General features: G+C 51.3%; 19 protein-coding genes. 14 read left to right on the plus strand and 5 right to left on the minus strand.

From position 1 onward, the window contains the following. Nucleotides 1–16: 16 nt before the first annotated feature. Both tatB and tatC read left to right on the plus strand, forming a co-directional pair. The gene (gene tatB, locus ACJJIP_RS21400) at nucleotides 17–601 is read left to right on the plus strand and encodes a Sec-independent protein translocase protein TatB (protein ID WP_444945942.1); all 585 of its coding nucleotides are present in this window, start codon (nucleotides 17–19) and stop codon (nucleotides 599–601) included. Beyond that, on the plus strand, nucleotides 598–1,347 hold the full coding sequence (tatC, locus tag ACJJIP_RS21405; RefSeq protein ID WP_020414027.1) for a twin-arginine translocase subunit TatC: 750 nt from the start codon (nucleotides 598–600) through the stop codon (nucleotides 1,345–1,347). The genes tatB and tatC overlap by 4 nt, the downstream gene beginning before the upstream one ends. A gap of 371 nt (nucleotides 1,348–1,718) precedes the next feature. Here tatC and ACJJIP_RS21410 read toward each other — a convergent pair whose 3' ends face one another. Together ACJJIP_RS21410 and ACJJIP_RS21415 are read right to left on the minus strand one after the other, a co-directional pair. After that, nucleotides 1,719–1,901 (minus strand): DUF3149 domain-containing protein, encoded by a 183-nt coding sequence (locus ACJJIP_RS21410; RefSeq protein ID WP_020414028.1) that lies wholly within the window; start codon nucleotides 1,899–1,901, stop codon nucleotides 1,719–1,721. Between the two features lie 105 nt (nucleotides 1,902–2,006). Then, nucleotides 2,007–2,237 (minus strand): hypothetical protein, encoded by a 231-nt coding sequence (locus ACJJIP_RS21415; protein ID WP_157533540.1) that lies wholly within the window; start codon nucleotides 2,235–2,237, stop codon nucleotides 2,007–2,009. Nucleotides 2,238–2,317: 80 nt separating this feature from the next. On the opposite strand from ACJJIP_RS21415, the gene ACJJIP_RS21420 reads away from it, so the two are divergent. Beyond that, entirely contained in the window at nucleotides 2,318–3,466 is a 1,149-nt protein-coding gene (locus tag ACJJIP_RS21420; protein ID WP_444945943.1) for an aminopeptidase, read from the plus strand. Nucleotides 3,467–3,634: 168 nt separating this feature from the next. Here the strand turns inward: ACJJIP_RS21420 and gap are convergent, their stop codons facing one another. Beyond that, the gene (gap, locus tag ACJJIP_RS21425) at nucleotides 3,635–4,645 is read right to left on the minus strand and encodes a type I glyceraldehyde-3-phosphate dehydrogenase (RefSeq protein WP_444945944.1); all 1,011 of its coding nucleotides are present in this window, start codon (nucleotides 4,643–4,645) and stop codon (nucleotides 3,635–3,637) included. A gap of 87 nt (nucleotides 4,646–4,732) precedes the next feature. Further along, nucleotides 4,733–6,733 (minus strand): transketolase, encoded by a 2,001-nt coding sequence (gene tkt / locus ACJJIP_RS21430; protein WP_444945945.1) that lies wholly within the window; start codon nucleotides 6,731–6,733, stop codon nucleotides 4,733–4,735. A gap of 256 nt (nucleotides 6,734–6,989) precedes the next feature. On the opposite strand from tkt, the gene ACJJIP_RS21435 reads away from it, so the two are divergent. From ACJJIP_RS21435 to ACJJIP_RS21460, 6 genes are all read left to right on the plus strand, one after another. Then, entirely contained in the window at nucleotides 6,990–7,946 is a 957-nt protein-coding gene (locus ACJJIP_RS21435; RefSeq protein WP_020414034.1) for a metalloregulator ArsR/SmtB family transcription factor, read from the plus strand. Between the two features lie 71 nt (nucleotides 7,947–8,017). Then, nucleotides 8,018–9,238 carry a methionine adenosyltransferase gene (gene metK, locus ACJJIP_RS21440; protein WP_020414035.1) on the plus strand — a complete coding sequence of 407 codons (1,221 nt, stop codon included), beginning with the start codon at nucleotides 8,018–8,020 and terminating at the stop codon, nucleotides 9,236–9,238. 103 nt (nucleotides 9,239–9,341) lie between these two features. Next, nucleotides 9,342–10,727, plus strand: a complete 1,386-nt coding sequence (gene ahcY, locus ACJJIP_RS21445; protein ID WP_026305161.1) for an adenosylhomocysteinase — start codon at nucleotides 9,342–9,344, stop codon at nucleotides 10,725–10,727. Between the two features lie 61 nt (nucleotides 10,728–10,788). After that, the gene (gene metF / locus ACJJIP_RS21450; RefSeq protein WP_020414037.1) at nucleotides 10,789–11,628 is read left to right on the plus strand and encodes a methylenetetrahydrofolate reductase [NAD(P)H]; all 840 of its coding nucleotides are present in this window, start codon (nucleotides 10,789–10,791) and stop codon (nucleotides 11,626–11,628) included. A gap of 80 nt (nucleotides 11,629–11,708) precedes the next feature. Beyond that, nucleotides 11,709–12,389, plus strand: coding sequence for a pseudouridine synthase (locus tag ACJJIP_RS21455; protein WP_444945946.1), 681 nt, complete (start codon nucleotides 11,709–11,711; stop codon nucleotides 12,387–12,389). A 133-nt stretch (nucleotides 12,390–12,522) separates the two neighbouring features. Then, a complete protein-coding gene (locus tag ACJJIP_RS21460) occupies nucleotides 12,523–12,984 on the plus strand; it encodes a hypothetical protein (RefSeq protein ID WP_444945947.1) in 462 nt (153 codons plus the stop codon). A 37-nt stretch (nucleotides 12,985–13,021) separates the two neighbouring features. Here the strand turns inward: ACJJIP_RS21460 and ACJJIP_RS21465 are convergent, their stop codons facing one another. Beyond that, nucleotides 13,022–15,376 carry a Tex family protein gene (locus ACJJIP_RS21465; protein ID WP_444945948.1) on the minus strand — a complete coding sequence of 785 codons (2,355 nt, stop codon included), beginning with the start codon at nucleotides 15,374–15,376 and terminating at the stop codon, nucleotides 13,022–13,024. Between the two features lie 292 nt (nucleotides 15,377–15,668). Here ACJJIP_RS21465 and ACJJIP_RS21470 point away from each other — a divergent pair, with 292 nt between their 5' ends. The 5 genes from ACJJIP_RS21470 to ACJJIP_RS21490 all read left to right on the plus strand — a co-directional run bounded on the left by ACJJIP_RS21470 (nucleotide 15,669) and on the right by ACJJIP_RS21490 (nucleotide 22,009). After that, the gene (locus tag ACJJIP_RS21470) at nucleotides 15,669–16,916 is read left to right on the plus strand and encodes an efflux RND transporter periplasmic adaptor subunit (RefSeq protein ID WP_020414040.1); all 1,248 of its coding nucleotides are present in this window, start codon (nucleotides 15,669–15,671) and stop codon (nucleotides 16,914–16,916) included. Continuing rightward, entirely contained in the window at nucleotides 16,916–20,047 is a 3,132-nt protein-coding gene (locus ACJJIP_RS21475; RefSeq protein WP_282952117.1) for an efflux RND transporter permease subunit, read from the plus strand. Before ACJJIP_RS21470 ends, ACJJIP_RS21475 begins: the two co-directional genes overlap by 1 nt. A gap of 135 nt (nucleotides 20,048–20,182) precedes the next feature. Further along, nucleotides 20,183–20,929 (plus strand): 16S rRNA (uracil(1498)-N(3))-methyltransferase, encoded by a 747-nt coding sequence (locus ACJJIP_RS21480; protein ID WP_020414042.1) that lies wholly within the window; start codon nucleotides 20,183–20,185, stop codon nucleotides 20,927–20,929. Nucleotides 20,930–20,981: 52 nt separating this feature from the next. After that, entirely contained in the window at nucleotides 20,982–21,347 is a 366-nt protein-coding gene (locus tag ACJJIP_RS21485; protein WP_020414043.1) for a hypothetical protein, read from the plus strand. Between the two features lie 14 nt (nucleotides 21,348–21,361). Continuing rightward, entirely contained in the window at nucleotides 21,362–22,009 is a 648-nt protein-coding gene (locus ACJJIP_RS21490; protein WP_020414044.1) for an HAD family hydrolase, read from the plus strand. Nucleotides 22,010–22,043: the final 34 nt, after the last annotated feature.

Genomic DNA, 22,043 nt, shown 5'->3' on the forward strand with positions numbered 1-22,043 from the left:
ACGCGAGTAATGCTCTGTGTTTGATATTGGCTTTTTTGAACTGCTGCTGGTCGCTGTAGTGGGCTTGCTCGTGGTTGGGCCTGAGCGCCTACCCGATGCCATCCGCACTACAGCCCGTTGGTGGTCCGGCTTAAAGCGCACTTTACATAGCGCCCGTGAAGAGTTGGAAAAAGAGGTGGGTGCGGATGATATTCGTCGGGAATTACACAATGAGCGCATCCTTCGCGAGATTGAGGAAAGTCGCCGGGAAATGGAGCGCACCTTTACTGAGACCAATCGTGAAGTGAGCGAATCATTGCAGAAGGTTACCGAGGATACGGAAGAAAAGCCTCCTGCAGAGCAGCATGCCAAACAGGGGGAGGTCAAGGAGCTTAAAGATAATGCCCTCCCGAAGCGCCCCGAAGAACCCCAGCCCCCCCGTGCGGAAAAAGAGGACTACCTGCCTGAACAGGATGAGACTGTGGAGGAGTTGCAGGACCCCGAATATCCGGAGCACTGGCATGATTTTGGCGACCCGGACATGAACCCCGATCACCCGGAAAATGTCGAATTGGATGAAGAAGAAAAAGAATCACAACAAGAAAAAGATAAGCAACCATGAGTGATAAAGCACAAGACAGTCATCAGCCGTTTATCGATCACCTGATCGAGTTGCGCGACCGCTTGTTACGTACTTTATTGGTCGTGGTCGTCTTGTTTGCCTGCCTCGTGCCTTTCGCTTCAGAGATTTATAATTTTATTGCCAACCCTCTGCAGGAGAGACTGGTTGGGGATGCTGGGATGATCGCCACCGAGGTGACTTCAACGTTCCTCACCCCATTTAAGACCACGTTTATAGTCTCTTTCTTTATTGCGATTCCTTTTGTGCTCTACCAAGCCTGGGCGTTTATTGCACCGGGCCTGTATAAAAATGAAAAGCGTATTGCGGTACCTATTCTGATCACCAGCGTTTTTCTTTTTTATGCGGGTGTTGCTTTTGCTTACTTTGTCGTATTTCCAATTCTCTTTGATTTCTTTGTCGGTTCCGCCCATGCAGATATCAAAGTGATGCCGGATATGCGTAGCTACTTGGATCTGGTGCTGAAATTATTCTTTGCATTTGGTTTTGCTTTCGAAATACCCATCGCCACTGTGCTGTTGATCTGGAGCGGAGCGGTAGATGCAAAAACCCTGGGTAGCAAGCGTCCCTATGTGATTGTGGGGTGTTTCCTGATTGGCATGTTACTCACGCCACCTGATGTGATTTCCCAGTCACTTCTGGCAGTGCCAATGTGGCTTTTATTTGAGGTGGGTATTTTATTTGGGCGCTGGATAAAAAGGGGTTCCAAGAAAGAGCAAACCGAATAAGCTGCCTGTTAGCCGGGAGCGTAATAAGCACCTCCCTGTGCTGTAAAGTGCCCCGGCAGCCGAAGCTGCCGGGGCAATAGCCCTGTTGTTTTGTCTACCCTATCCCTGATTGTAACCCTTTGCTCTCAAGACAAGAGTTACCCAGGTATATGGGCAGTCTGCGTTCCATGCAAAAAGAAGCTGATCGACTCCGGTTTTTGTGCCACTACTAGCAAGCCCCCATCGCGACAAAAACCAGACGGTCAGCCCGGGAAATGGACAATTGTGCCGGGCTCGCTTTGGAGTTAACCCTGCATAATTGCCTGCTGCCGCCTGTATTAACGGCAAAAATATTTACCCTAAGATCCTGGGCTTAAGCGGGATATTCCAGTTCAGGCCGGCTTATTCCTATGGGAAACTGCCGCTTGTTCTTTCCTTTCCTGCTCCGCCACTGCCTTTTCCACATTGTTTTGAACCAGGCGATAAAAATAGAATGCCATCAGGAATATAAACCCGATTACGGCCAGGCTGAGCAAGCCGGAAAAGCTGGTAAATAGATCAATTAAGGCATCCATCTTTCTCTCCAGTACGCCAATGCTTCACCTATATAGTCTATGGGCCTGGGAAGTAAGTCTCTTGACCTAAATCAACCGGAATTGAGTTAATTCAATAAGGGAATCTTAAAGTGCCAGGCCCAAGATCAGGCAGATTATGGCCGCTCCCAGCAACTGATAGAGCTCCTTTTCTTCACGCCAGTTGGGTAAGAGCAAAAACAACGCCACTGGTGGTAAAAACAGGGCAAGGAAGCCCGCTAGAGGCCCATCAGAAAAGCAGATATACAGGAGCCGCCCCCAGGCTATAGCGGCAAATGCCAAAGCAAAGACTATTAGGATTGCACTAACAGGCAGCATGCTATAACCCATTGAAGGTCTGTAGGAAGCTGGATAGATCCACAGGCACGATACTAAACAAAAAGGAAAATAGGACAAAAGTGTATATCAGCATTGGAGCCTTAAGGTCAGTATTAAGCGCTTATGGCAGGCATATTTGGCTGTTAGTCATCACATTGTTTCTTTGTGGTTGTGAGACGGTGGGGTATTACGCTCAAGCTGCTGCGGGCCAGTTGCGGATTCTGTCCGCGCGACAGCCAATTGAAAAAGTGGTACAGCAGCCCGGCACTAGTGAAAAGCTGAGGCGACAGTTAATGTTGGTGCAGGAGATACGGGCCTATGCTGCCCAGCAGTTGAATTTACCAGTTGGTCAAGCTTACAGCTCTTATGTACAGCTGGAAGATCAATATCCCATCTGGAATGTCTTGGCTGCTCCTGAATTTTCTTTAACCCCAAAACGCTGGTGCTACCCTGTTGCTGGTTGCGCCAGCTATCGAGGTTATTTTCGTAAGTCTGCTGCAATTGCAAAAGTTAATAGTCTAAGGGCGCAGGGTTACGATACTTATCTGGGGCCGGTACCTGCATATAGCACCCTTGGCTGGTTTGATGACCCAGTACTCTCTAGTTTTGTAAATTGGTCACCAGAGAGATTAGCCGAATTGCTATTCCATGAACTGGCACACAGGCGTGTATATATTTCTGGTGATACACAATTCAATGAAAGTTTCGCAACTGCCGTCTCGGAACTTGCTCTACCGGGTTGGCTTGCCAGCCAGGGCCTGACCGGTTCAGCTACCCAAGCCCGTGCCGAGACAATGGCCGTGCGTCAATTGATGAATATGGCGCGCAAGCAGCTCGAACCCATTTATAAATCCCCTGAACCGGATAGTTTTAAGCTCGGACAAAAAAATTTAGTGCTTTCACGTCTGCGCCAGTGCTATCGGAAAATATCCGTAAGTTGGCCCAATCCAGCGCGCTACCAAGCCTATGTAGAAAAGACTAATAATGCCACTCTTGCCTTAGCCGCTGAGTATGAATCTCAGGTGCCAGCTTTTAAGCAATTGTATGTTGAGAGCGGTAGTTGGGAAAATTTTTACAACGCGGCTCAATGGTTAGGAGAGTTGGATAAATATGATCGAGAAGAGAGGTTGTATCAGCTTGGAGAGGAGTACAGTAGACATTCTAAAGATGTTAACCTCCAGGCCTTAAATACCATTAAGGGTTGTATGAAAGTTAATTATGTAATTTAAGTGCTCACCATAAAATGTTTATTTATATAGATATCTAGAAAGTATTGTTTAATACTAGGAATAGAATTCTTAGTCGATTTTATCGGATCAGTTTTAATCTAGGAATATATGATATATTTTAGACTTTAGCTATGTTCCTATATTCTAATGTAGAGTATTAATAAAATTTTATTTTGCCATTACTCCTGTGACATCCAGCATGCGATTAGCAAACCCCCACTCATTATCAAACCAGATTAATATTTTTACTAATTTGTCACCGGCAACCCGTGTCTGGCTGGCATCAATAATTCCTGAGCGAGGGTCGTGGTTAAAGTCGCAAGAGGCAAGTGGTTCTTCGGTGAAGCCGAGGACGCCTTTGAATTCTGTTGCGGCTATGGACTTCAGCAAAGCATTCACTTCAATTTGACTTACATTCTTTTGTAATTGAACAGACAGATCAATGGCGGAGACATTGACTGTGGGTACGCGCATAGCCTGGGCTTCAAATTTTCCATATAAATGCGGCAATATGCGTTCGATACCTCGGGCAAGAGCCGTATCGACAGGAATTATTGAGGTAACGGCGGACCGTGTTTTTCTCAAATCGGTGTGATGGTAGGCATCGCTTACTGGCTGGTCGTTCATGGCGGAGTGGATTGTGGTTAAAACCCCAGCTTCAATACCAAATGCCCGGTCGAGTGCCGCGATCACTGGCACGCTGCAATTTGTAGTGCAGGAGGCTGCAGAAATAATAGTTTCGGAGCCGTTTAGAGTGTGGTCGTTGATGCCGTAGACAATAGTGGCATCTACATCGCGGCTGGCAGGTTGGGAAAATAAAACTTTTTTTGCCCCAGTGGCCAAGTGGGTTTCGGCGTGCTTACGCTCCTTATAACTGCCTGTACACTCGAGCACGATATCGACTCTTTCCTGCTTCCAATTTAGATCTTCAAGCTGTTCGTGGTGTGTCACCGCAATGCAATCACCATTGACCACCAAAATGTCATTTTCCACCGAGACTTCACCGGCAAAACGCCCATGTACGGAATCGTACTTTGTCAGGTGTCCAATAGTGGCGCAGTCAGCCAGCTCGTTAATAGCGACAATCTGTAGGTTATCTCGGGCACCGGATTCATAAAGAGCACGCAGAACAGAGCGGCCGATACGGCCATAACCATTGATAGCGAGTCGGGTTGTCATAGCAGTACTGCCAGATAGGAATTGTGGAAGGTACCGAGCGCTCCCTGCGGTAAACAATAGCAGGGAGCGACCAGCTAGCGCGCTGAGTTACTTCACCAGCTTCTCGACGGTTGCGGCTACGTTGTCTACGGTAAAGCCGAAGTGTTGCATCAGCTCGCCGCCCGGAGCGGATTCTCCGAAGGTGTTCATACCGATAATCTCGCCATCAAAGCCAATGAACTTGTACCAATAGTCTTTATGGCTGGCTTCAACCGCTACACGAGCACGCACAGCAGAGGGCAATACAGATTCGCGATAAGATTCATCCTGTTCCATAAAGGCTTCCGCGCAAGGCATGGAAACTACGCGAACATTCTTGCCGGCGAGCTTTTCCTGTGCGGCCATGGCCAACTCGACTTCAGAACCGGTAGCAATAATGATTGCTTCGGGAGTGCCTTCACAGTCGGAAAGTACGTAGCCACCTTTTTCAATCTGCGCCAGCTGTGCGGCATTGCGCGCTTGAGGAGCCAGCCCCTGACGGCTGAATACCAGGGTGCTGGGGCCTTCTTTGCGCGCGATAGCCATCTTCCAGCTCACGGCGGATTCAGTGGCATCGCAGGGGCGCCAAGTGTGTAGGTTCGGGGTGGAGCGCAAGGCGCTAAGCTGTTCTACAGGCTGGTGGGTAGGGCCGTCTTCGCCTAGGCCGATCGAGTCATGTGTGTAGACGAAGATAACACGCTGCTTCATCAGTGCGGCCATACGTACGGCATTGCGCGCATATTCCATGAACATTAGGAAGGTTGCGCCATAAGGTACGAAACCTCCGTGCAAGGCGATACCGTTCATCATGGCGCTCATGCCGAACTCACGCACACCGTAGTAGACATAGTTACCGGAGGCATCTTCAGCGCTCACACCCTTGGAGCCAGACCAAATAGTGAGGTTGGAGCCTGCCAGGTCGGCAGAGCCGCCGAGGATCTCGGGTAGCAACGGGCCATAGGCATTGAGTGCATTCTGGCTCGCCTTTCGTGAAGCAATTTTCTGCGCGTCTTCCTGGCACTGTTTAATGTAATCATCGGCTTTCACCAGAAAGTCTGCCGGCAGTTCGCCACTCATACGGCGCTCGAATTCGGCGGCCAGCTCAGGGAATTCTTCTCGGTAGTCAGTCAGGATGTCTTTCCACTCGTCTTCCTGAGCTTCACCTTTGGCTTTTCCATCCCAACCGGCATAGATACCTTCGGGGATTTCGAAAGGTGCGTGGGCCCAGCCAATGGTCTCGCGCACCAGTGCGATTTCGTCGTCACCTAGGGGGGCACCGTGGCATTCTTCGCGGCCCTGTTTATTTGGCGAACCGAAACCGATAACCGTTTTACAGCAAATGATGGTGGGCTTGTCGGTAACTGAGCGGGCCTCCTCAATTGCAGCTTTGATCGCGGCTGCATCATGGCCATCTACATTGGGGATTACGTGCCAGCCATAGGATTCGAAGCGTTTGGGTGTGTCGTCGGTAAACCAGCCTTCCACTTCGCCATCGATGGAGATGCCGTTATCGTCATAGAAGGCGATCAGTTTGCCCAGGCCCAGAGTGCCGGCTAAGGAGCACGCTTCATGGGAGACACCCTCCATCAGACAGCCGTCGCCCATAAACACATAGGTGTGATGGTCAACCAGTTCATAACCGAGGCGGTTAAATTGGGCTGCCAGTACTTTCTCTGCCAGAGCCATGCCCACCGCATTGGTTATACCCTGGCCGAGCGGGCCGGTAGTGGTCTCGACGCCAGGCGCATAACCGTATTCCGGGTGGCCCGGAGTCTTGGAATGCATTTGGCGGAAGTTTTTCAGCTCCTCAATCGGCAGGTCGTAGCCGGAAAGATGTAGCAATGAGTACAGCAGCATGGAGCCATGGCCATTGGAGAGCACGAAGCGGTCGCGGTCGGCCCACTCAGGGTTTGCCGGGTTGTGCTTCAGGTAGTCATTCCATAAGACTTCGGCGATATCTGCCATACCCATAGGCGCACCTGGGTGGCCGCTGTTGGCTTTCTGGACCGCATCCATGGACAGGGCGCGAATGGCGTTGGCCATGTCTGTGCGAGAGGGGGTAGAAGACATAGGAAGAGCTCTCTGATTTTCGGGTAGGCCGCGGTACCGCTCTCTTGGCAGCTTCCGCGAGGACAAAATGGGGGCGTATTTTCCCGTAAAGACCTGCCCCACGCAAAGGCTTGCCGGAAAAATTGCCACCAAGTACAGCAGCAATTTTCCTAATCTGGGTTCTGGAATTGCCTAAAAGTATCTACATCAAAATAATTTTATGGAGCTATATCAAAATCTTTTGATATAGCATCTTGTGCCTGCTAGACTCGTCCCCATGTCTGAATCCCAGCCCACCTTTGAATCCGGTCCCGGTGCGGAAATTTCGCAGCTGGCGATGACCTTAAAGGCTGCAGGAGATCCCCTGCGACTTGAGATATTGCGTCTACTCAGTCAAGACTCCTACAGTGTGCTGGAATTGTGTCGAATTTTTGATCTGCGCCAACCCGCCTTGAGCCACCACCTAAAAGTCCTTGCCCAAGCTGGGCTGGTGACTAAGCGCCGCGAAGGTAACAACATCTTTTACCGGCGCACGGGGGGCACCCCGCTACTCGAGCAGTTATTTGTGAATCTGGATCTTCTGTCATTGTCCGATGAACGGGCCCAGTCGGTAGCGCGAATTTCTGAGGAGCGGGCTGAGGCTTCACGCCGTTTCTTTGCCGATTACGGTAACCGGTTCCGCGAGCAACAGGAGCTGATCGCTAGCTACAGCGTTTATGGACCACAGGTGGCCCAACTGCTTATTTCTGGGCGCCACGCATTGGAAGTGGGCCCAGGTGAAGGCGAGTTTTTGCAGGAACTATCCCTGCGTTTTGGCACGGTAACGGCTCTGGACCTGTCATCAGCTATGTTGGAGCGTGCCCAGGCTTTTGCCGATGAGCAGGGGCTGGCCAATATTGAGTTTGTCTGCAGCGATACACGTGCCGCCGCGGCGCGCCCGGCAAGTGCGGATACCATCGTGGTAAATATGGTGCTGCATCACACCCCAGATCCCGCGCAGATCTTTCATGATTTGCAGAGCGCGTTAAAAACTGGCGGCCAGTTGTTGGTGGCTGAATTGCAAGAGCACGGTCAGGACTGGGCCAGGGAGGCCTGTGGTGATCTATGGCTGGGCTTTACCCCGGAGCAATTGAGTGACTGGGCACAGAGTGCCGGGCTGAGGGATGGGCGCAGTGTATACAGTGCACTGCGTAACGGTTTCCAGATCCAGATACGAGAATTTATAAAACCCTGACGGCGTCTGAACGTATTGTCAGAAGCAGAATTTTACTAACCGCCCGCGGCGGAATAAATGGAGACTCTCACATGAGTGAATATAGATTGTTTACATCAGAATCCGTGTCCGAAGGGCATCCGGATAAGATTGCCGATCAGATTTCCGACGCGGTACTGGATGCATTGCTGGCCCGCGACAAGCAGGCCCGTGTTGCCTGTGAAACCCTGGTAAAAACCGGGATTGCGGTGATCGCCGGCGAGATTTCCACTTCTGCCTGGGTGGACCTTGAGGATCTGGTGCGTAAAGTAATCACCGATATCGGCTACACCTCATCCGATGTGGGTTACGATGGCGAGACTTGTGGTGTGATCAATGTGATCGGCAAGCAGTCTGTAGATATCGCCCAGGGTGTTGACCGTGCCAAACCGGAAGACCAAGGTGCCGGTGATCAGGGCCTGATGTTTGGCTACGCCACCAATGAAACCCCGACCTTTATGCCGGCGCCTATCTACTACTCCCACCGCCTGGTGGAACGCCAGGCGGAAGCGCGCAAGTCCGGCCTGCTGCCATGGTTGCGCCCGGATGCCAAGAGTCAGTTGACCTTCCGCTATGACGAACAGGGCCGCCCCTGTGCGATTGATGCTGTTGTTCTTTCTACTCAGCACAATCCGGATGTCAGCCAGGCTGATTTGCGTGAAGCTGTGATGGAGCTGATCGTACATCACACCCTGCCGGTGGAGTGGCTGCACAAGGACACTAAGTTCCATATCAACCCAACCGGTAACTTTGTTATCGGCGGTCCTGTAGGCGACTGTGGCTTGACTGGCCGTAAAATTATTGTGGATACCTACGGCGGTTCTGCACGTCACGGTGGTGGAGCTTTCTCCGGTAAGGACCCTTCTAAAGTGGATCGCTCTGCGGCCTACGCCGGTCGATATGTGGCAAAAAATATTGTCGCTGCGGGCCTGGCCAAGCGCTGTGAAATCCAGGTTTCCTATGCCATCGGTGTAGCTGAGCCCACGTCTGTGGCTATCAATACATTTGGTACCGGCATTATTCCAGAAGAGAAACTGGCCGAACTGGTACGTGAGAATTTCGATCTGCGCCCATTTGCTATTTCCAGGTCCTTAGACCTATTGCATCCCATGTATCAGCTGACAGCGGCTTATGGCCACTTTGGGCGTGATCCTTTCACCCATACCTATAACTGGGTGGACAGTAATGGTCAGGAGCGCAGTGAGACCTTCACCGCTTTCCCATGGGAAAAAACTGACAAGGTGGATGCCCTGCGCGTCCAGGCCGGACTTTGATCTCACTTCTTAAGGCGGTGGCTCCTATTTCTGAATTGGGAGCTACTAAATTGGAGCGATAAAGCTCCAATGTAATAACAATTTTTATTGGACATTAAATAGCATGAACCAGATGAGTACTGAATTTAAAGACTTCAAGATCGCGGATATTTCCAAGGCTGAATGGGGCCGCCGTGAAATCGAAATCGCTGAAGGCGAAATGCCGGCACTGATGACTTTGCGGGAAAAATATCGTGCAGACCAACCCCTCGCAGGTGCGCGTATCATGGGTTGCATTCATATGACCATCCAGACCGCGGTTCTGATTGAGACTCTGGTTGCCCTGGGTGCAGAAGTGCGCTGGTCTTCTTGTAATATTTTCTCAACCCAGGATCACGCTGCTGCGGCCATTGCCGCAAGTGGCATTCCGGTATTTGCCTGGAAGGGCGAGACTGAGGAAGAGTATGAGTGGTGTCTGGAGCGCACTGTTGGTGCCGATGTCGCCGGCTGGCAGCCGAATATGATTCTCGATGATGGTGGAGATCTTACCGAACTGCTGCATCGTAAGTACCCTGATATTCTCGATAACTGTCACGGTATTAGTGAAGAGACTACCACTGGTGTACACCGCTTGCAGGACATGTTGCGTGAAGGCACCTTAAAGGTACCGGCAATCAACGTAAATGACTCTGTTACTAAGAGTAAAAACGACAATAAATATGGTTGTCGTCACAGTTTGAACGATGCGATCAAGCGTGCTACCGACCATCTGTTGGCTGGTAAAAAAGCATTGGTTATCGGTTACGGTGATGTGGGTAAAGGTTCAGCGGCCTCCCTGCGCCAGGAAGGCATGATTGTAAAAGTGTCTGAAGTAGATCCGATTTGCGCTATGCAGGCCTGCATGGATGGTTTTGAGCTGGTGTCCCCGTACATTGACGGTATCAACACCGGCACTGCGGAAGGTATTAATAAGGAGTTGCTGGCCAATACTGACTTGATCGTAACGACTACCGGTAATGCCAATGTATGCGATGCGCATATGCTTTCAGCTCTGAAGAGCGGCGCAGTTGTGTCGAATATCGGTCACTTTGATAACGAGATTGATACTGCCTTTATGCGTGAGAACTGGGAGTGGCAGGAAGTTAAGCCCCAGGTACATAAAGTGGTGCGCAACAGTGAGACCAATGATCACCTGCTGCTGCTATCCGAGGGCCGCCTGGTAAACCTTGGTAATGCTACTGGTCACCCCAGCCGTATTATGGACGGCTCTTTTGCTAACCAGGTTCTTGCGCAGATTCACTTGTTTGAAGAGAAGTTTGCTGACCTACCTGCAGACCAAAAAGTATCTGCACTGTATGTAAAAGTACTGCCCAAGCGCCTCGATGAAGAAGTAGCACGCTATATGGTTGAAGGTTTTGACGGCGTGATTACCCGTATGACAGAAGAGCAGGCTAAATATATCGGTGTTTCCGTGGACGGTCCGTTCAAACCAGAAAGTTACAAATACTAATATCCTCATCAAAGGCACCGGCTTAGCCGGTGCCTAAATTTCGGAGGGCCTGGAAAATAAAATGAAAAACTCCATTCGCATCAGTTTCGAATTTTTCCCACCCAAAACCCCCGAAGGTCGCGCAAAGCTGTATAAAACCCGCGAGGCTTTACAGGCGTTTAACCCTGAATTTTTCTCTGTCACTTATGGTGCTGGTGGCACTACGCGAGAGACCACCTCGAATATCGTCACTGATATGCGTCGCGATGGTATCTCAATTGCACCCCATTTATCTTTCGGTGGTGATAATGAAGAGACAATACTCGGTTTATTGAATACATACCAAGAGGCAGGTGTAAACCGTATTGTAGCACTTCGTGGTGATATGCCCTCTGGTATGGGAGCTGTGGCGCAACTGGTATATGCGAATGAGTTGGTGGCTTTTATTCGTCGCCATACAGGCGATCATTTCCACCTGGAAGTTGCCGCTTACCCGGAAATACATCCGGAGTCCAATAGCTATGACGATGATATACGTTATTTAAAGGGAAAATTTGAGGCAGGTGCCAACAGTGCCCTGACCCAATATTTTTACAACCCCGATTCTTATTTTTATTTTGTTGACCAGTGTGAAAAGGCTGGCATTGATGCACCGATTTATCCAGGAATTATGCCGATTATCAATTTTGATAATTTAGTACGCTTCTCACGCAATTGCGGTGCTGAAATTCCACGATGGCTGAAAAAGCGGATGGAGAGTTACCAAAGTCCAGAGGATGTTCGTAAATTAGGGCTGGAATTGGTTACTGATTTATGCGAAACCCTGTTGGAGGGTGGCGCACCCGGGTTGCATTTTTATACGATGAATCAGGTTGATACCTCTGCACATATTCTGAAATCTCTAGGCCTAGGGGCAAAATGACCTCTCGCTTTTGAAGGAATATTGGGTTCTCAAACCGCAGGAAGGGATTGGTATCAGATAGCATTTTTTAAGAGTTAGTGATGCGCAAGTACAACCCTCCCACAGAACCCTATCTCTCTGTGGTTTTTGAAGATAGTTCCTTGCTGATATTGGATAAGCCGAGCGGACTCCTTAGCGTGCCTGGTCGTGATCCTGCCAACAAAGATAGTTTGGCCAGCCGGGTTCAGCAGCGCTACCCGGAAGCCTTGACTGTCCATCGCCTGGACATGGATACATCGGGACTTGTGGTGATGGCACGTGGCCCTGAGATTCATAGGAAACTCAGTATTCTTTTTCAAACTCGTGAAGTTAATAAAACTTATCTAGCTCGAGTATGGGGGATTCCTGAAGAGGAATCTGGAGAAGTAAACTTGCCGCTTATTTGTGATTGGCCAAATAGGCCGAGGCAAAAAGTGGATTTCCAAGTAGGTAAACCTTCCCTCACTTATTGGGAAAGGGTATCCAGTTCGGATAGTAGTAGTTTAATACGCCTAAATCCAATAACTGGGCGGTCACACCAATTGAGAGTACATATGCAGGCGATGGGTTATCCGATCTTAGGTGATCCTTTCTATGCTCCTTCTGAAGTGTTAAGTGCAGCTCCAAGGCTATTGCTTCATGCCAATGAGCTTGATTTTGATCACCCCGATACAGGGGAAAAACTGCATTTTTCCATTCCTCTACCAGTATCTTTCAGTGCGGAGCAAGAAAGAGGCTACTGATGAATCTTATTAGAGATTTATATATTCAATATCTGGCTTGACGGGATACACCGACACAGAGCAATATTGCGCCGTCCGCACCATGCTGTTTAGTTTTGGTGGTTTGCGTTTTTTGTAATTCCAGGATTTAGTAGTGATTAAAAGAATATTTACAGTATGTACTATTGCAGGGACTTTTACTTTGGCGGGCTGTGCCACCATATTTGATGGAGCTAACCAGGATATCATTGTATCTACCTTAAACGATAACTCTCCAGAGCAAACACTCTGCAATATTAAAAATGAAGAGGGAGAGTGGCGTGTCATTGCCAATACAACTTCAGTTATCCATAAAGATGGCAACCAGTTACAAGTAGAGTGTGAGAATGAGAGTCAGAAGGGCACAGGTAGTGCAAGCCCTAGCTTTCAGGCGCAGTGGCTGCTTTTGGATCTCGTTTGGGACGGGTGCATCCTGACAGCTTCTTGTATTATTGATGGAGTAAATAATGCATTTTATAAATACCCATCCTCAGTAATAGTAAATATGGCTGAGAAGCAAGAAGTTGTGCCAGAGGTTAAACCACAAGGCGAATTAAAAGAAAAAACGGTCCTTTAAAGGACCGTTTTTTCTTTTAATGTTTGTAGTCGGTTAGTTATTTCTTTTTGTTCATGGCTGCAGCCAGAATATCCCCCATACTACCACGGCTGCTAGCTTGGGCCCCCTTCTGCTGTCGACTGCCTTGCTGTTTGTTGTAGCGCTGAGCCTGACGATTTTCCCGTTGATCACCTTTTTTAACACCTCCGCTTCCCTGTTCTCCTGGTTCGTCGGAGAGACGCATGGAAAGGCCAATACGCTTGCGGGCAACGTCCACTTCCATCACTTTTACTTTTACAATATCGCCGGCTTTAACCACCTCATGGGGATCTTTGACGAACTTTTCTGAGAGTGCGGAAATATGCACCAGGCCGTCCTGGTGCACACCGATATCCACAAAGGCACCGAAGTTGGTGACATTGGTTACGGTACCTTCAAGAATCATAGCCGGGCGCAGGTCCTTGATTTCCTCCACGCCCTCTTCAAAACGAGCGGTGCGGAATTCCGGACGCGGGTCGCGACCGGGCTTTTCCAGTTCGGCGATGATGTCGGTAACGGTGGGTACCCCGAACTTTTCGTCGGTGTAGTCCGCTGGATTCAGGCGACGCAGGAAGGCGGAGTCACCGATCAGGCTGTTGATCTCACGGCTGCTTTTCTCGGCGATGCGTTTTACCACAATGTAGGATTCCGGGTGTACGCCGGATTTATCCAAGGGGTTATCGCCATTGTTAATGCGCAGGAATCCGGCGGCTTGCTCAAAGGCCTTTGGGCCAAGGCGAGGGACTTTCATCAGTTGTTTACGATTTTTAAAGGCACCGTTTTGGTCGCGATAGCTGACGATGTTGCTGGCGATAGAGGCAGTCAGGCCAGAAACTTTGGCCAGCAGTGGTGCTGAGGCGGAGTTCAGCTCTGCACCGACACCGTTTACACAGTCTTCTACTACAGCGTCGAGGGAGCGCGCTAACTGTGTCTGTGACACATCGTGTTGATATTGGCCAACACCAATGGATTTGGGTTCGATCTTTACAAGTTCTGCCAGCGGGTCCTGCAGACGGCGGGCGATAGAGATAGCGCCGCGAATAGTCACGTCCAGGTCAGGGAATTCCCGAGCGGCAAATTCAGAGGCAGAGTACACAGATGCACCAGCCTCGTTCACCACTACTTTCTGCGCGCTGAGTTTGTATTGCTTGATAGTTTCGCCTACAAACTTATCGGTCTCACGGCTGGCGGTGCCGTTGCCGATAGCGATCAGGCCCACATTATATTTGTTGCATAGGGCTGCGATAACAGCAGCGGACTCCTGATGGCGGTTCTGTGGTGGGTTGGGGAAGATAGCGGTGTGGTCCAGTATTTTACCGGTGGCATCTACCACTGCTACTTTGACGCCGGTGCGCAGGCCTGGGTCCAGGCCGATAGTGGCTTTTTGTCCAGCAGGTGCCGCTAATAACAAGTCTTTAAGGTTGCGGGAGAATACCTTGATCGCTTCTTCCTCGGCTTTTTCTCGCAGTTCACCCAGCAGGTCGGTTTCCAGTGCGGTAAGCAGCTTGATACGCCAAGTCCAGCGCACTACTTCGCCGAGCCACTTATCTGCAGAGCGTCCTTCATCGCTAATATCGAAGTGTCTCGCAATCATGGTTTCACAAGGGTGGCCGGCGGTGGGGGGAGCTCCCTCCTCCTCTGGCAAACCTACGCTGATAGCGAGGATGCCCTCATTGCGGCCGCGAAAAATTGCCAGGGCGCGGTGAGAGGGAACCTTGGACCAGTCTTCGGCATACTCGAAGTAATCGCGGAACTTGGCTCCCTCTTCTTCTTTACCATCCAGCAGTTTGGATTTGACCTGCCCATCCCGTTTGAGGAATTCGCGCAGTTTGCCCAGAAGCTCGGCATCCTCGGCGAATCGTTCCATCAGGATGAATTTGGCCCCGTCCAGGGCAGCTTTGATGTCTTTTACTTGTAGGGAGGCGTCTTCGTGGTCGGTGTTGAGATATTGCTGAGCTTCTACAGCAGGGTCTAGGCTGGGATCGTTAATCAGCGCATTAGCCAGTGGCTCCAGTCCCGCCTCTATGGCAATTTGTCCTTTGGTGCGACGTTTGGGTTTGTAGGGAAGGTAGAGGTCTTCGAGGCGGTTTTTGGTGTCGGCACTGTTGATCTGTTGCGCCAGCTCCGGAGAGAGTTTGCCCTGTTCATCAATACTTTTCAGGATGGCTGCGCGGCGCTCTTCCAGTTCACGCAGGTAGCGTAGGCGATCTTCCAGATTGCGTAATTGGGTGTCATCCAGGGCCCCAGTCACCTCCTTCCGGTAGCGGGCGATAAATGGCACAGTGGCGCCTTCATCGAGCAGGGATACTGCGGCCGTGACTTGTTGTGGGCGTACATTGAGTTCTTCGGCGATGCGAACGTTGATATCCAGCATTTGATGTTTACATCCGTTTTCCGGGGGATTTCGTACCTCTAGGAGCGGGGTTTGACCGGGAACTAGCCCATCGGTTTCCTTGGCTTTGTGCGGCCCGCCTGTCTCTCCTACAACGGTAAATTGGGTCGGGCATTATGCGTTACCAGAGCGTTGCGAGAAAGGTTTGCGATAGGGCACAAACTCGTGCGGCAACCTGCATCCAAATACACGCTTATCTGCGTCGAACATCTGTAAAATGCGCGCTAATTAAAATTTGACCAGTTTCGGTCACAAAATGGGGTAGAGGGTGCCTGTGAAAGTGTCGAGCAAGAACAAGCTGTTACTTATCGTTGTGGCCATTGGGGCGGCTGCAATTTCCTTGGTGGTTGCACTGAAGCCCAAACCTGAGGAGAAACCACCGGAAGCGGTGGTGCCGCCAGTTGCGGATGTTCTCTATGTGGAGCCAGGCCGCCAGACACTGCTGGTGCCCAGCCAGGGTACAGTGCATGCCCGCCACGAAATTGAAGTGGTGGCTCGTGTTGGTGGTGTTATCGAAAGCGTTGCCGATGCCTTTGTACCCGGTGGATTTTTCTCAAAAGGGGAGCCCCTGCTGAAGTTTGAGCAAGCCGATTACATTTACAAAGTAACTCGCGCTGAGTCACAGTTAGCCGACGCTAAGTCAGCCCTGGCTCAGGAGCAAGGCCGTGCCAAGCAGGCCAAGCGTGAATGGCGCGATTTGGGTAGTGAAGAGGCAAATGCCCTGTTCTTGCGTAAGCCCCACCTGGCAGCAGCAGAGGCCGCCGTGGCAGCAGCGGGCGCGGATCGCGATCAAGCCAAACTGGACTTGAAGCGCACAACGATAACAGCGCCTTTTGCAGGCCGTGTGGTTGAAACCTATGTCGATCTGGGTCAGTACATCACCCCTGGAACCAGGTTGGCGAAAATCCACAGTACCGGTATTGCCGAAGTGCGTCTGCCCCTGACTGATCAGCAACTTGCCCTACTCGATCTCCCATTGGGTAAAACAATTGAAAATGGCCCTGAAGTGCGGCTCCAGGCAGTAGTGGCTGGGCGTGAACGGGAGTGGCGTGCGAAGCTCGTACGTACCGAGGCGAGCATCGATCCTAATAGTCGCTTTATTTTTGCTGTGGCCCAGGTACAGAACCCTTACAAAGGCGATGCACCGCTGATGAATGGTCTTTTTGTTGAGGCGGATATCGCCGGCAGGACCTTCGATGATGTGGTGGAATTGCCACGCCAGGCATTGCATGAAGGAGACCACCTTTTGGTTTTGAATGAAGAGAGCAAGCTCATATTCAAAGAAGTGGAGTTACTGCAGAGCATTGGTGACAAGGTTTGGTTACGTGGTGAAATCGCTACTGGTGATCGCGTGGTGGTTTCCAGCTTGGGTTATTCCCGCGAGGGCATGGCACTCACTGCCAATCCTCTTAATGAGAAGCCCGCAGGGTTAATTGACAGTGTCGAGGGCACCTCTGATGCGGCTGCTACAGCGGTCAGTGAGACTGCGGCGGCGAATAACGCCTCACAGGGAGGTCAGTGATGAACGGCATCATTCCCTGGTTCGTGCGCAACAGTAAGGCCGCGAACCTGCTGATGATTATGATCATCATCGGCGGTATTTTTGGTATTAGCGGTATCGATCGCGAAGTTTTCCCGGCTATTCAGCCGGGCATTGTAGAGGTGAATATTTCCTACCCTGGTGCTGGCCCTGCGGAAGTAGAGCAGCAGGTTACTGTGCGTGTTGAAGAGGCGATCGCTGAGGTCAAGGGAATTAAAGAGGTCAACTCTGCCTCGCGCCGTGGCCACTCTTCAGTTGAAGTTCAGGCCGTAGATGGTTATGACGAGCTGCGCCTGCTCAACGATATCAAGGTGCAGGTGGACAGCATCAATACTTTTCCTGAGGGGATTGAGCGCCCAATAATCCGACTGCAAGAGTGGGATACCCAGCTGATGATGATCGCCATCGGCGGCCCGGTTTCCGAGCGTCAGCTCAAGGAAACAGCCCTGGATTTGCGTGACAAACTGACGCTAATCCCCGGTGTGCGCAGTGTGGATATCTGGGGTGAACGCCCCGATGAGCTGTCGATTGAAGTTTCCGAATTGGATCTGCGCCGCTACAACCTGAGCTTTAACGATGTCGCTGATGCGGTGCGTCGCTCATCCCTGGATTTGCCGGCAGGTATGGTGCGTTCGGATCGCGGGGATATCCAGGTTCAGACGCGCGGTCAGGCATACAGTGCTGAGGACTTTGAGCGTATTCCCGTAGTCAGCCGCGCCGATGGCTCGGTATTACTTCTGCGTGATGTGGCTACGGTTCGAGACGGCTTTGAAGAGTACAACAACGTCATTCTCTTTAATGGCAACCCGGCCATGAACCTGCGAGTGGTCCAAGGTGAGCCGTTGGATGTTGTGGGTACCGCTGAGCGGATCAAGACCTTTATGGCAGAGGCTCGAACCCAGCTGCCCCCGGGGATGGAATTTGATATCTGGTTCGACTTCTCCAAGGCCTTTGAAGGTCGCATGAACCTGCTGACTACGAATGCCCTGAGTGGTTTTGTCCTGGTATTTGTAATGCTGATGCTGTTCCTGCGCCCGGCCCTGGCAATATGGGTGACGGTGGGCATTATGGTGGCATTTCTCGGTGCCCTCTGGCTGTTGCCGATCACGGGTGTCAGCCTGAATATGCTGTCACTTTTCGCCTTCCTGTTGATTCTTGGGATTGTGGTGGACGATGCAATTATCGTGGGAGAGGCAGTACACGCAGCTCACGATCGCGGTGTCACAGGCCTGGCAGCTGCGGAGGAAGGAGTAAAGCAGGTTTCTGCTCCGGTAATTTTTGCCGTGACCTCCACCATGGTGTTCTTTATTCCCATGCTGTTTCTGCCGGGTTATACAGCACAGATGATGCTCGCTCTGCCAGTGGTGGTGTTACTGTGTCTGGCATTTTCCCTGGTGGAATCTTTGCTGATTCTGCCGGCGCATTTGGTTGGTATGAAGCCAGAGCAGCCTGCTAAGACCCGCGTGGGTATCAAACTGCAGAAACTTCGTGGGCATTTTGCCGGAGCGATGAAGACTGCCGGTGATAAGTACTACCTGCCCTTGTTGAAGAAGTCGCTCGGTAACAGCCGCAGCACGGTAATGATCTTTATATCGGCTCTCGGGCTTTCCATTAGTGTTTTTATGAGCGGTTATGTGGGTTCCTCCTTCTCGCCGCAGGTACCTTCGGATCTGTTGGAATTACGGGCCAGCATGGCCTCTGGTGAGCCCTTCCATGAAGCAGAACGGGTGATGAACCAGGTGCTGGCTGCGGCAGATAAGCTCGCGGCTGATGAGGAAATGCTAAAGCAAAATAACGGCGAGCCCTTTGTTCAAAACTCTATGGTGTTCAACTGGCGAGGCAATATCTTTGTGATATTGCAGCTGACTGACGGCGAACTGCGCGATGTAACCTCCAAAACTCTGGCATTGCGCTGGCGTCAACTCATCGGCGAAATGCCGGCCAGTGTTGAAGACTTGAATATCGATGCCACCATCAACGATGGGGGCAACGGTATGAGCCTGAACTTGAGCACCGCTTCCGGAGATATGGATGAATTGCGTGCCGCTGCGGATGCGGTAAAGGAGAAGCTCAATACCTATGCCGGTGTATATGATGTTCGTGACAACCTCACCAGTGCCCGCCGCGATATTGAAATCCAGTTGAAGCCTTATGCCACCACCATGGGTATCAATTTGGCAGATGTGGCCCGGCAGGTGCGCCAGGGTTTCTATGGTGAAGAAGTGCAGCGTATTCCCCGCGGTCGTGAAGATGTACGGGTGATGGTGCGCTATCCCCAGGAAGAGCGCGCCAGTGAGGAACAGATGGATCGGGTCCGCATTCGTACGGCGGAAGGTGAGGTACCTTTCTCGGCCGTGGCAGATGCGGTTTATGTACCGGGTTACACCACTATTCGCCGCAATAACCGCGAGCGTACAGTGCGGGTTTTCGCCGAGATCACCCCTAATACTTCCTCTGCGCAGGAAATCCTTAAGGATATGCGCGAAACTCTGGTGCCTGAGCTGAAGCGCCAGTTCCCCGGTTTTTCTTTGAGAACTGCCGGTGAAATGCAGGAAGAAGAGGAGTTTAACGGCGCTATCCTGGCTTTCTTCGTTCTATCGTTGTTTGCGATTTATGCGTTGCTGGCTATTGCCTTCCGCTCCTACTCGCAGCCGCTGCTGATTCTTACTGCAGTACCGTTCGGATTCTTTGGGGCTGTGGTTGGACACCTGTTGATGGGACATAACATCAGCATTATGTCCATGCTCGGCTTCCTGGCTGCAGCGGGGGTAGTGGTGAACGATAACCTGGTACTGATGGATCGTATCAACCAGCTGCGTGCCCAGGGCTGGGCAGTGATGGATGCGGTGGTTCAGTCGGGACGTGACCGTTTCCGGCCGATTATCTTGACCTCCATTACCACCTTTATCGGTTTAGTGCCAATCATGTTCGAGCGCTCTATCCAGGCACAGTTCCTGATCCCGATGGTGATCAGTCTCGCTTTCGGCGTATTGTTTGCTACCGCAGTAACCCTGATCCTGGTGCCAAATCTGTACAAAGTGATAGAGGTGATTCGTCCAAAAAGTAAGCGCCTGGGAGAGGGAGAGGCCCCGGTCTCACTGGAGACAGTGTGACCTGCACCACACCCACAGCAATGGTGGAAATACTCCGCCATTGCTTCTCCAGAGCATAAATGCCTAAACTAACTGCCTGCAAAATGCCGACATTCCAGTCGGCTTTTTTATGGTGTTTTTATAGGATTTATCCCCATGCGCATCCCGCGTATTTTTTCCAGTCAGCCACTGACTACACAACAGGAGGTGGAACTGGATGAGTCCGCTTCACGCCACCTGGTCAAAGTCCTGCGGCTGGGTACTGGCCATCCGCTGACGCTCTTCGATGGTCATGGAGGCGAATACAGTGCAGAGTTGATTGAAACCGGTAAGCGAGCACGGGCACGTACCGGGGAGTTTCGTGGCAAAGACCGCCAGTCTCCACTTGCCTTGACTTTGGCTATCGGTATCTCCCGTGGAGAACGCTTTGATTGGGTGGTGCAGAAGGCTACAGAGCTGGGGGTAGCGACAATCCAGCCGCTGTTTAGTGAACGCTGTGAAGTAAAATTATCTGGCGAGCGATTGCAAAAAAAGCTCAAGCATTGGCGCCAGATTTCGATTAGTGCCTGTGAGCAGTGTGAGCGAAACCTGGTTCCGGAGATTGCCGAGCCGGTAAAACTGACACAATATTTACAAGTCTCTACTCAAGAGTCATCCTCTGTGGCCAGGTTGGTGCTGCATCACCGCACCGAGTTGGATTTACGTCAGTGGCAGGCCGAGCGTGGCAAACCAGATTCTGCGTTGCTACTGGTGGGTCCTGAGGGTGGATTGTCCCAGGCAGAAATCGATATGGCCTTGGCCCAGAACTTCATGCCGCTACGATTGGGGCCGCGGGTGATGCGTACAGAGACCGCGCCTATAGCCGCACTGTCAGTGTTGCAGTTCCAATGGGGGGATTTGTAAGCGGATACCTGACGGATAAAATGAATTTAAGTGTATTCAGGGAAGGGAAAGCATGATTAAAGTGATTATATGGCTGCTGGGAATCTCAATTATCGTATTGTCTGCTGCGATTATTGCCCGCCCTAATTTGGCACGGGATCTCAGTGAGCGCTTAAATGAAACTGGTTTTGCCTTTTCCGCCTGGGCAAGAATTATAATCGGTTTAATCCTGTTACTGATCGCAGATACCCGCCACTGGTATATCCTGTTTAATGCGCTGGGTGTGCTGGTTTTGCTCAGCGGCGCCTATATGCTGCAGATTGGTTTTGAGCGCAGCAAGGCGTTGGCGATCAAGATCTCCCATGGCAACGAAAACTTCCTGCGCATAGGTGGTATTGTCGGTGTGATACTCGGCCTGATGCTGCTCTCTGCGCGATGATTTGATGGGGTCCCATGTCTTCCACAGACTTAATTATTTTCGATTGTGACGGTGTGCTGGTAGATAGCGAGAGTATCGTCTGTCGCATACTGGCGGAGGAAATGAATAAGCTCGGAATATCCACTACCGCAGAGGAGTTGGATGAGCAGTTCAGTGGGCGGCCCGCCAAGGACTGCCTGCTGGAGATCGAGAAGCGTTACGGTGGCCCCCTGCCCGATCACTACTTTGGCAATACGGAACGCCTGATTCGTGAGGCCTTCCATGCAGAATTGCAGCCTGTAGCCGGTATTGAAGGCTTGCTCGATCAGTTGCAGAAGATAGGCTTGCGCAGCTGTGTCGCCTCCTCCGGTTCTCATAAGAAAATGCAGCTAACCCTGAATAAAACCGGGTTGTACGAGTATTTTGACGGCAGAATATTCAGCGCCGAAGATGTATCCCGTGGCAAACCATGGCCAGAACTTTTCCTTCATGCGGCTGATACCATGGGGGTTGTCCCCGGGCGCTGCCTGGTAGTGGAGGACTCCATTTCCGGTGTCCAGGCCGCAGTGGCGGCGGGTATGCGCGTAGTGGGCTTTAGTGGCCACCCTGTACGTGCGCCTCAGCTCGAGAAGCAGGGGGCGCGGGTGGTGAGCGATATGATGGCGGTTTTGAATTTTATATGAGGGAGCCGTGCGGCCTGTAACTGCCAGCGATTGT

The sequence above is a fragment of the Microbulbifer variabilis genome (assembly GCF_052467165.1).

Excerpts from the sequence above, each read along its gene's own strand:
- gap (WP_444945944.1), bottom strand. The coding sequence starts at position 4,645 with ATGACAACCCGACTCGCTATCAATGGTTATGGCCGTATCGGCCGCTCT.
- ACJJIP_RS21415 (WP_157533540.1), bottom strand. The coding sequence starts at position 2,237 with ATGCTGCCTGTTAGTGCAATCCTAATAGTCTTTGCTTTGGCATTTGCC.
- ACJJIP_RS21480 (WP_020414042.1), top strand. The coding sequence starts at position 20,183 with ATGCGCATCCCGCGTATTTTTTCCAGTCAGCCACTGACTACACAACAG.
- metK (WP_020414035.1), top strand. The coding sequence starts at position 8,018 with ATGAGTGAATATAGATTGTTTACATCAGAATCCGTGTCCGAAGGGCAT.
- ACJJIP_RS21465 (WP_444945948.1), bottom strand. The coding sequence starts at position 15,376 with ATGCTGGATATCAACGTTCGCATCGCCGAAGAACTCAATGTACGCCCA.
- ACJJIP_RS21485 (WP_020414043.1), top strand. The coding sequence starts at position 20,982 with ATGATTAAAGTGATTATATGGCTGCTGGGAATCTCAATTATCGTATTG.
- tkt (WP_444945945.1), bottom strand. The coding sequence starts at position 6,733 with ATGTCTTCTACCCCCTCTCGCACAGACATGGCCAACGCCATTCGCGCC.
- ACJJIP_RS21490 (WP_020414044.1), top strand. The coding sequence starts at position 21,362 with ATGTCTTCCACAGACTTAATTATTTTCGATTGTGACGGTGTGCTGGTA.
- ACJJIP_RS21435 (WP_020414034.1), top strand. The coding sequence starts at position 6,990 with ATGTCTGAATCCCAGCCCACCTTTGAATCCGGTCCCGGTGCGGAAATT.
- ACJJIP_RS21410 (WP_020414028.1), bottom strand. The coding sequence starts at position 1,901 with ATGGATGCCTTAATTGATCTATTTACCAGCTTTTCCGGCTTGCTCAGC.
- ahcY (WP_026305161.1), top strand. The coding sequence starts at position 9,342 with ATGAACCAGATGAGTACTGAATTTAAAGACTTCAAGATCGCGGATATT.
- tatC (WP_020414027.1), top strand. The coding sequence starts at position 598 with ATGAGTGATAAAGCACAAGACAGTCATCAGCCGTTTATCGATCACCTG.
- ACJJIP_RS21455 (WP_444945946.1), top strand. The coding sequence starts at position 11,709 with ATGCGCAAGTACAACCCTCCCACAGAACCCTATCTCTCTGTGGTTTTT.
- ACJJIP_RS21475 (WP_282952117.1), top strand. The coding sequence starts at position 16,916 with ATGAACGGCATCATTCCCTGGTTCGTGCGCAACAGTAAGGCCGCGAAC.
- metF (WP_020414037.1), top strand. The coding sequence starts at position 10,789 with ATGAAAAACTCCATTCGCATCAGTTTCGAATTTTTCCCACCCAAAACC.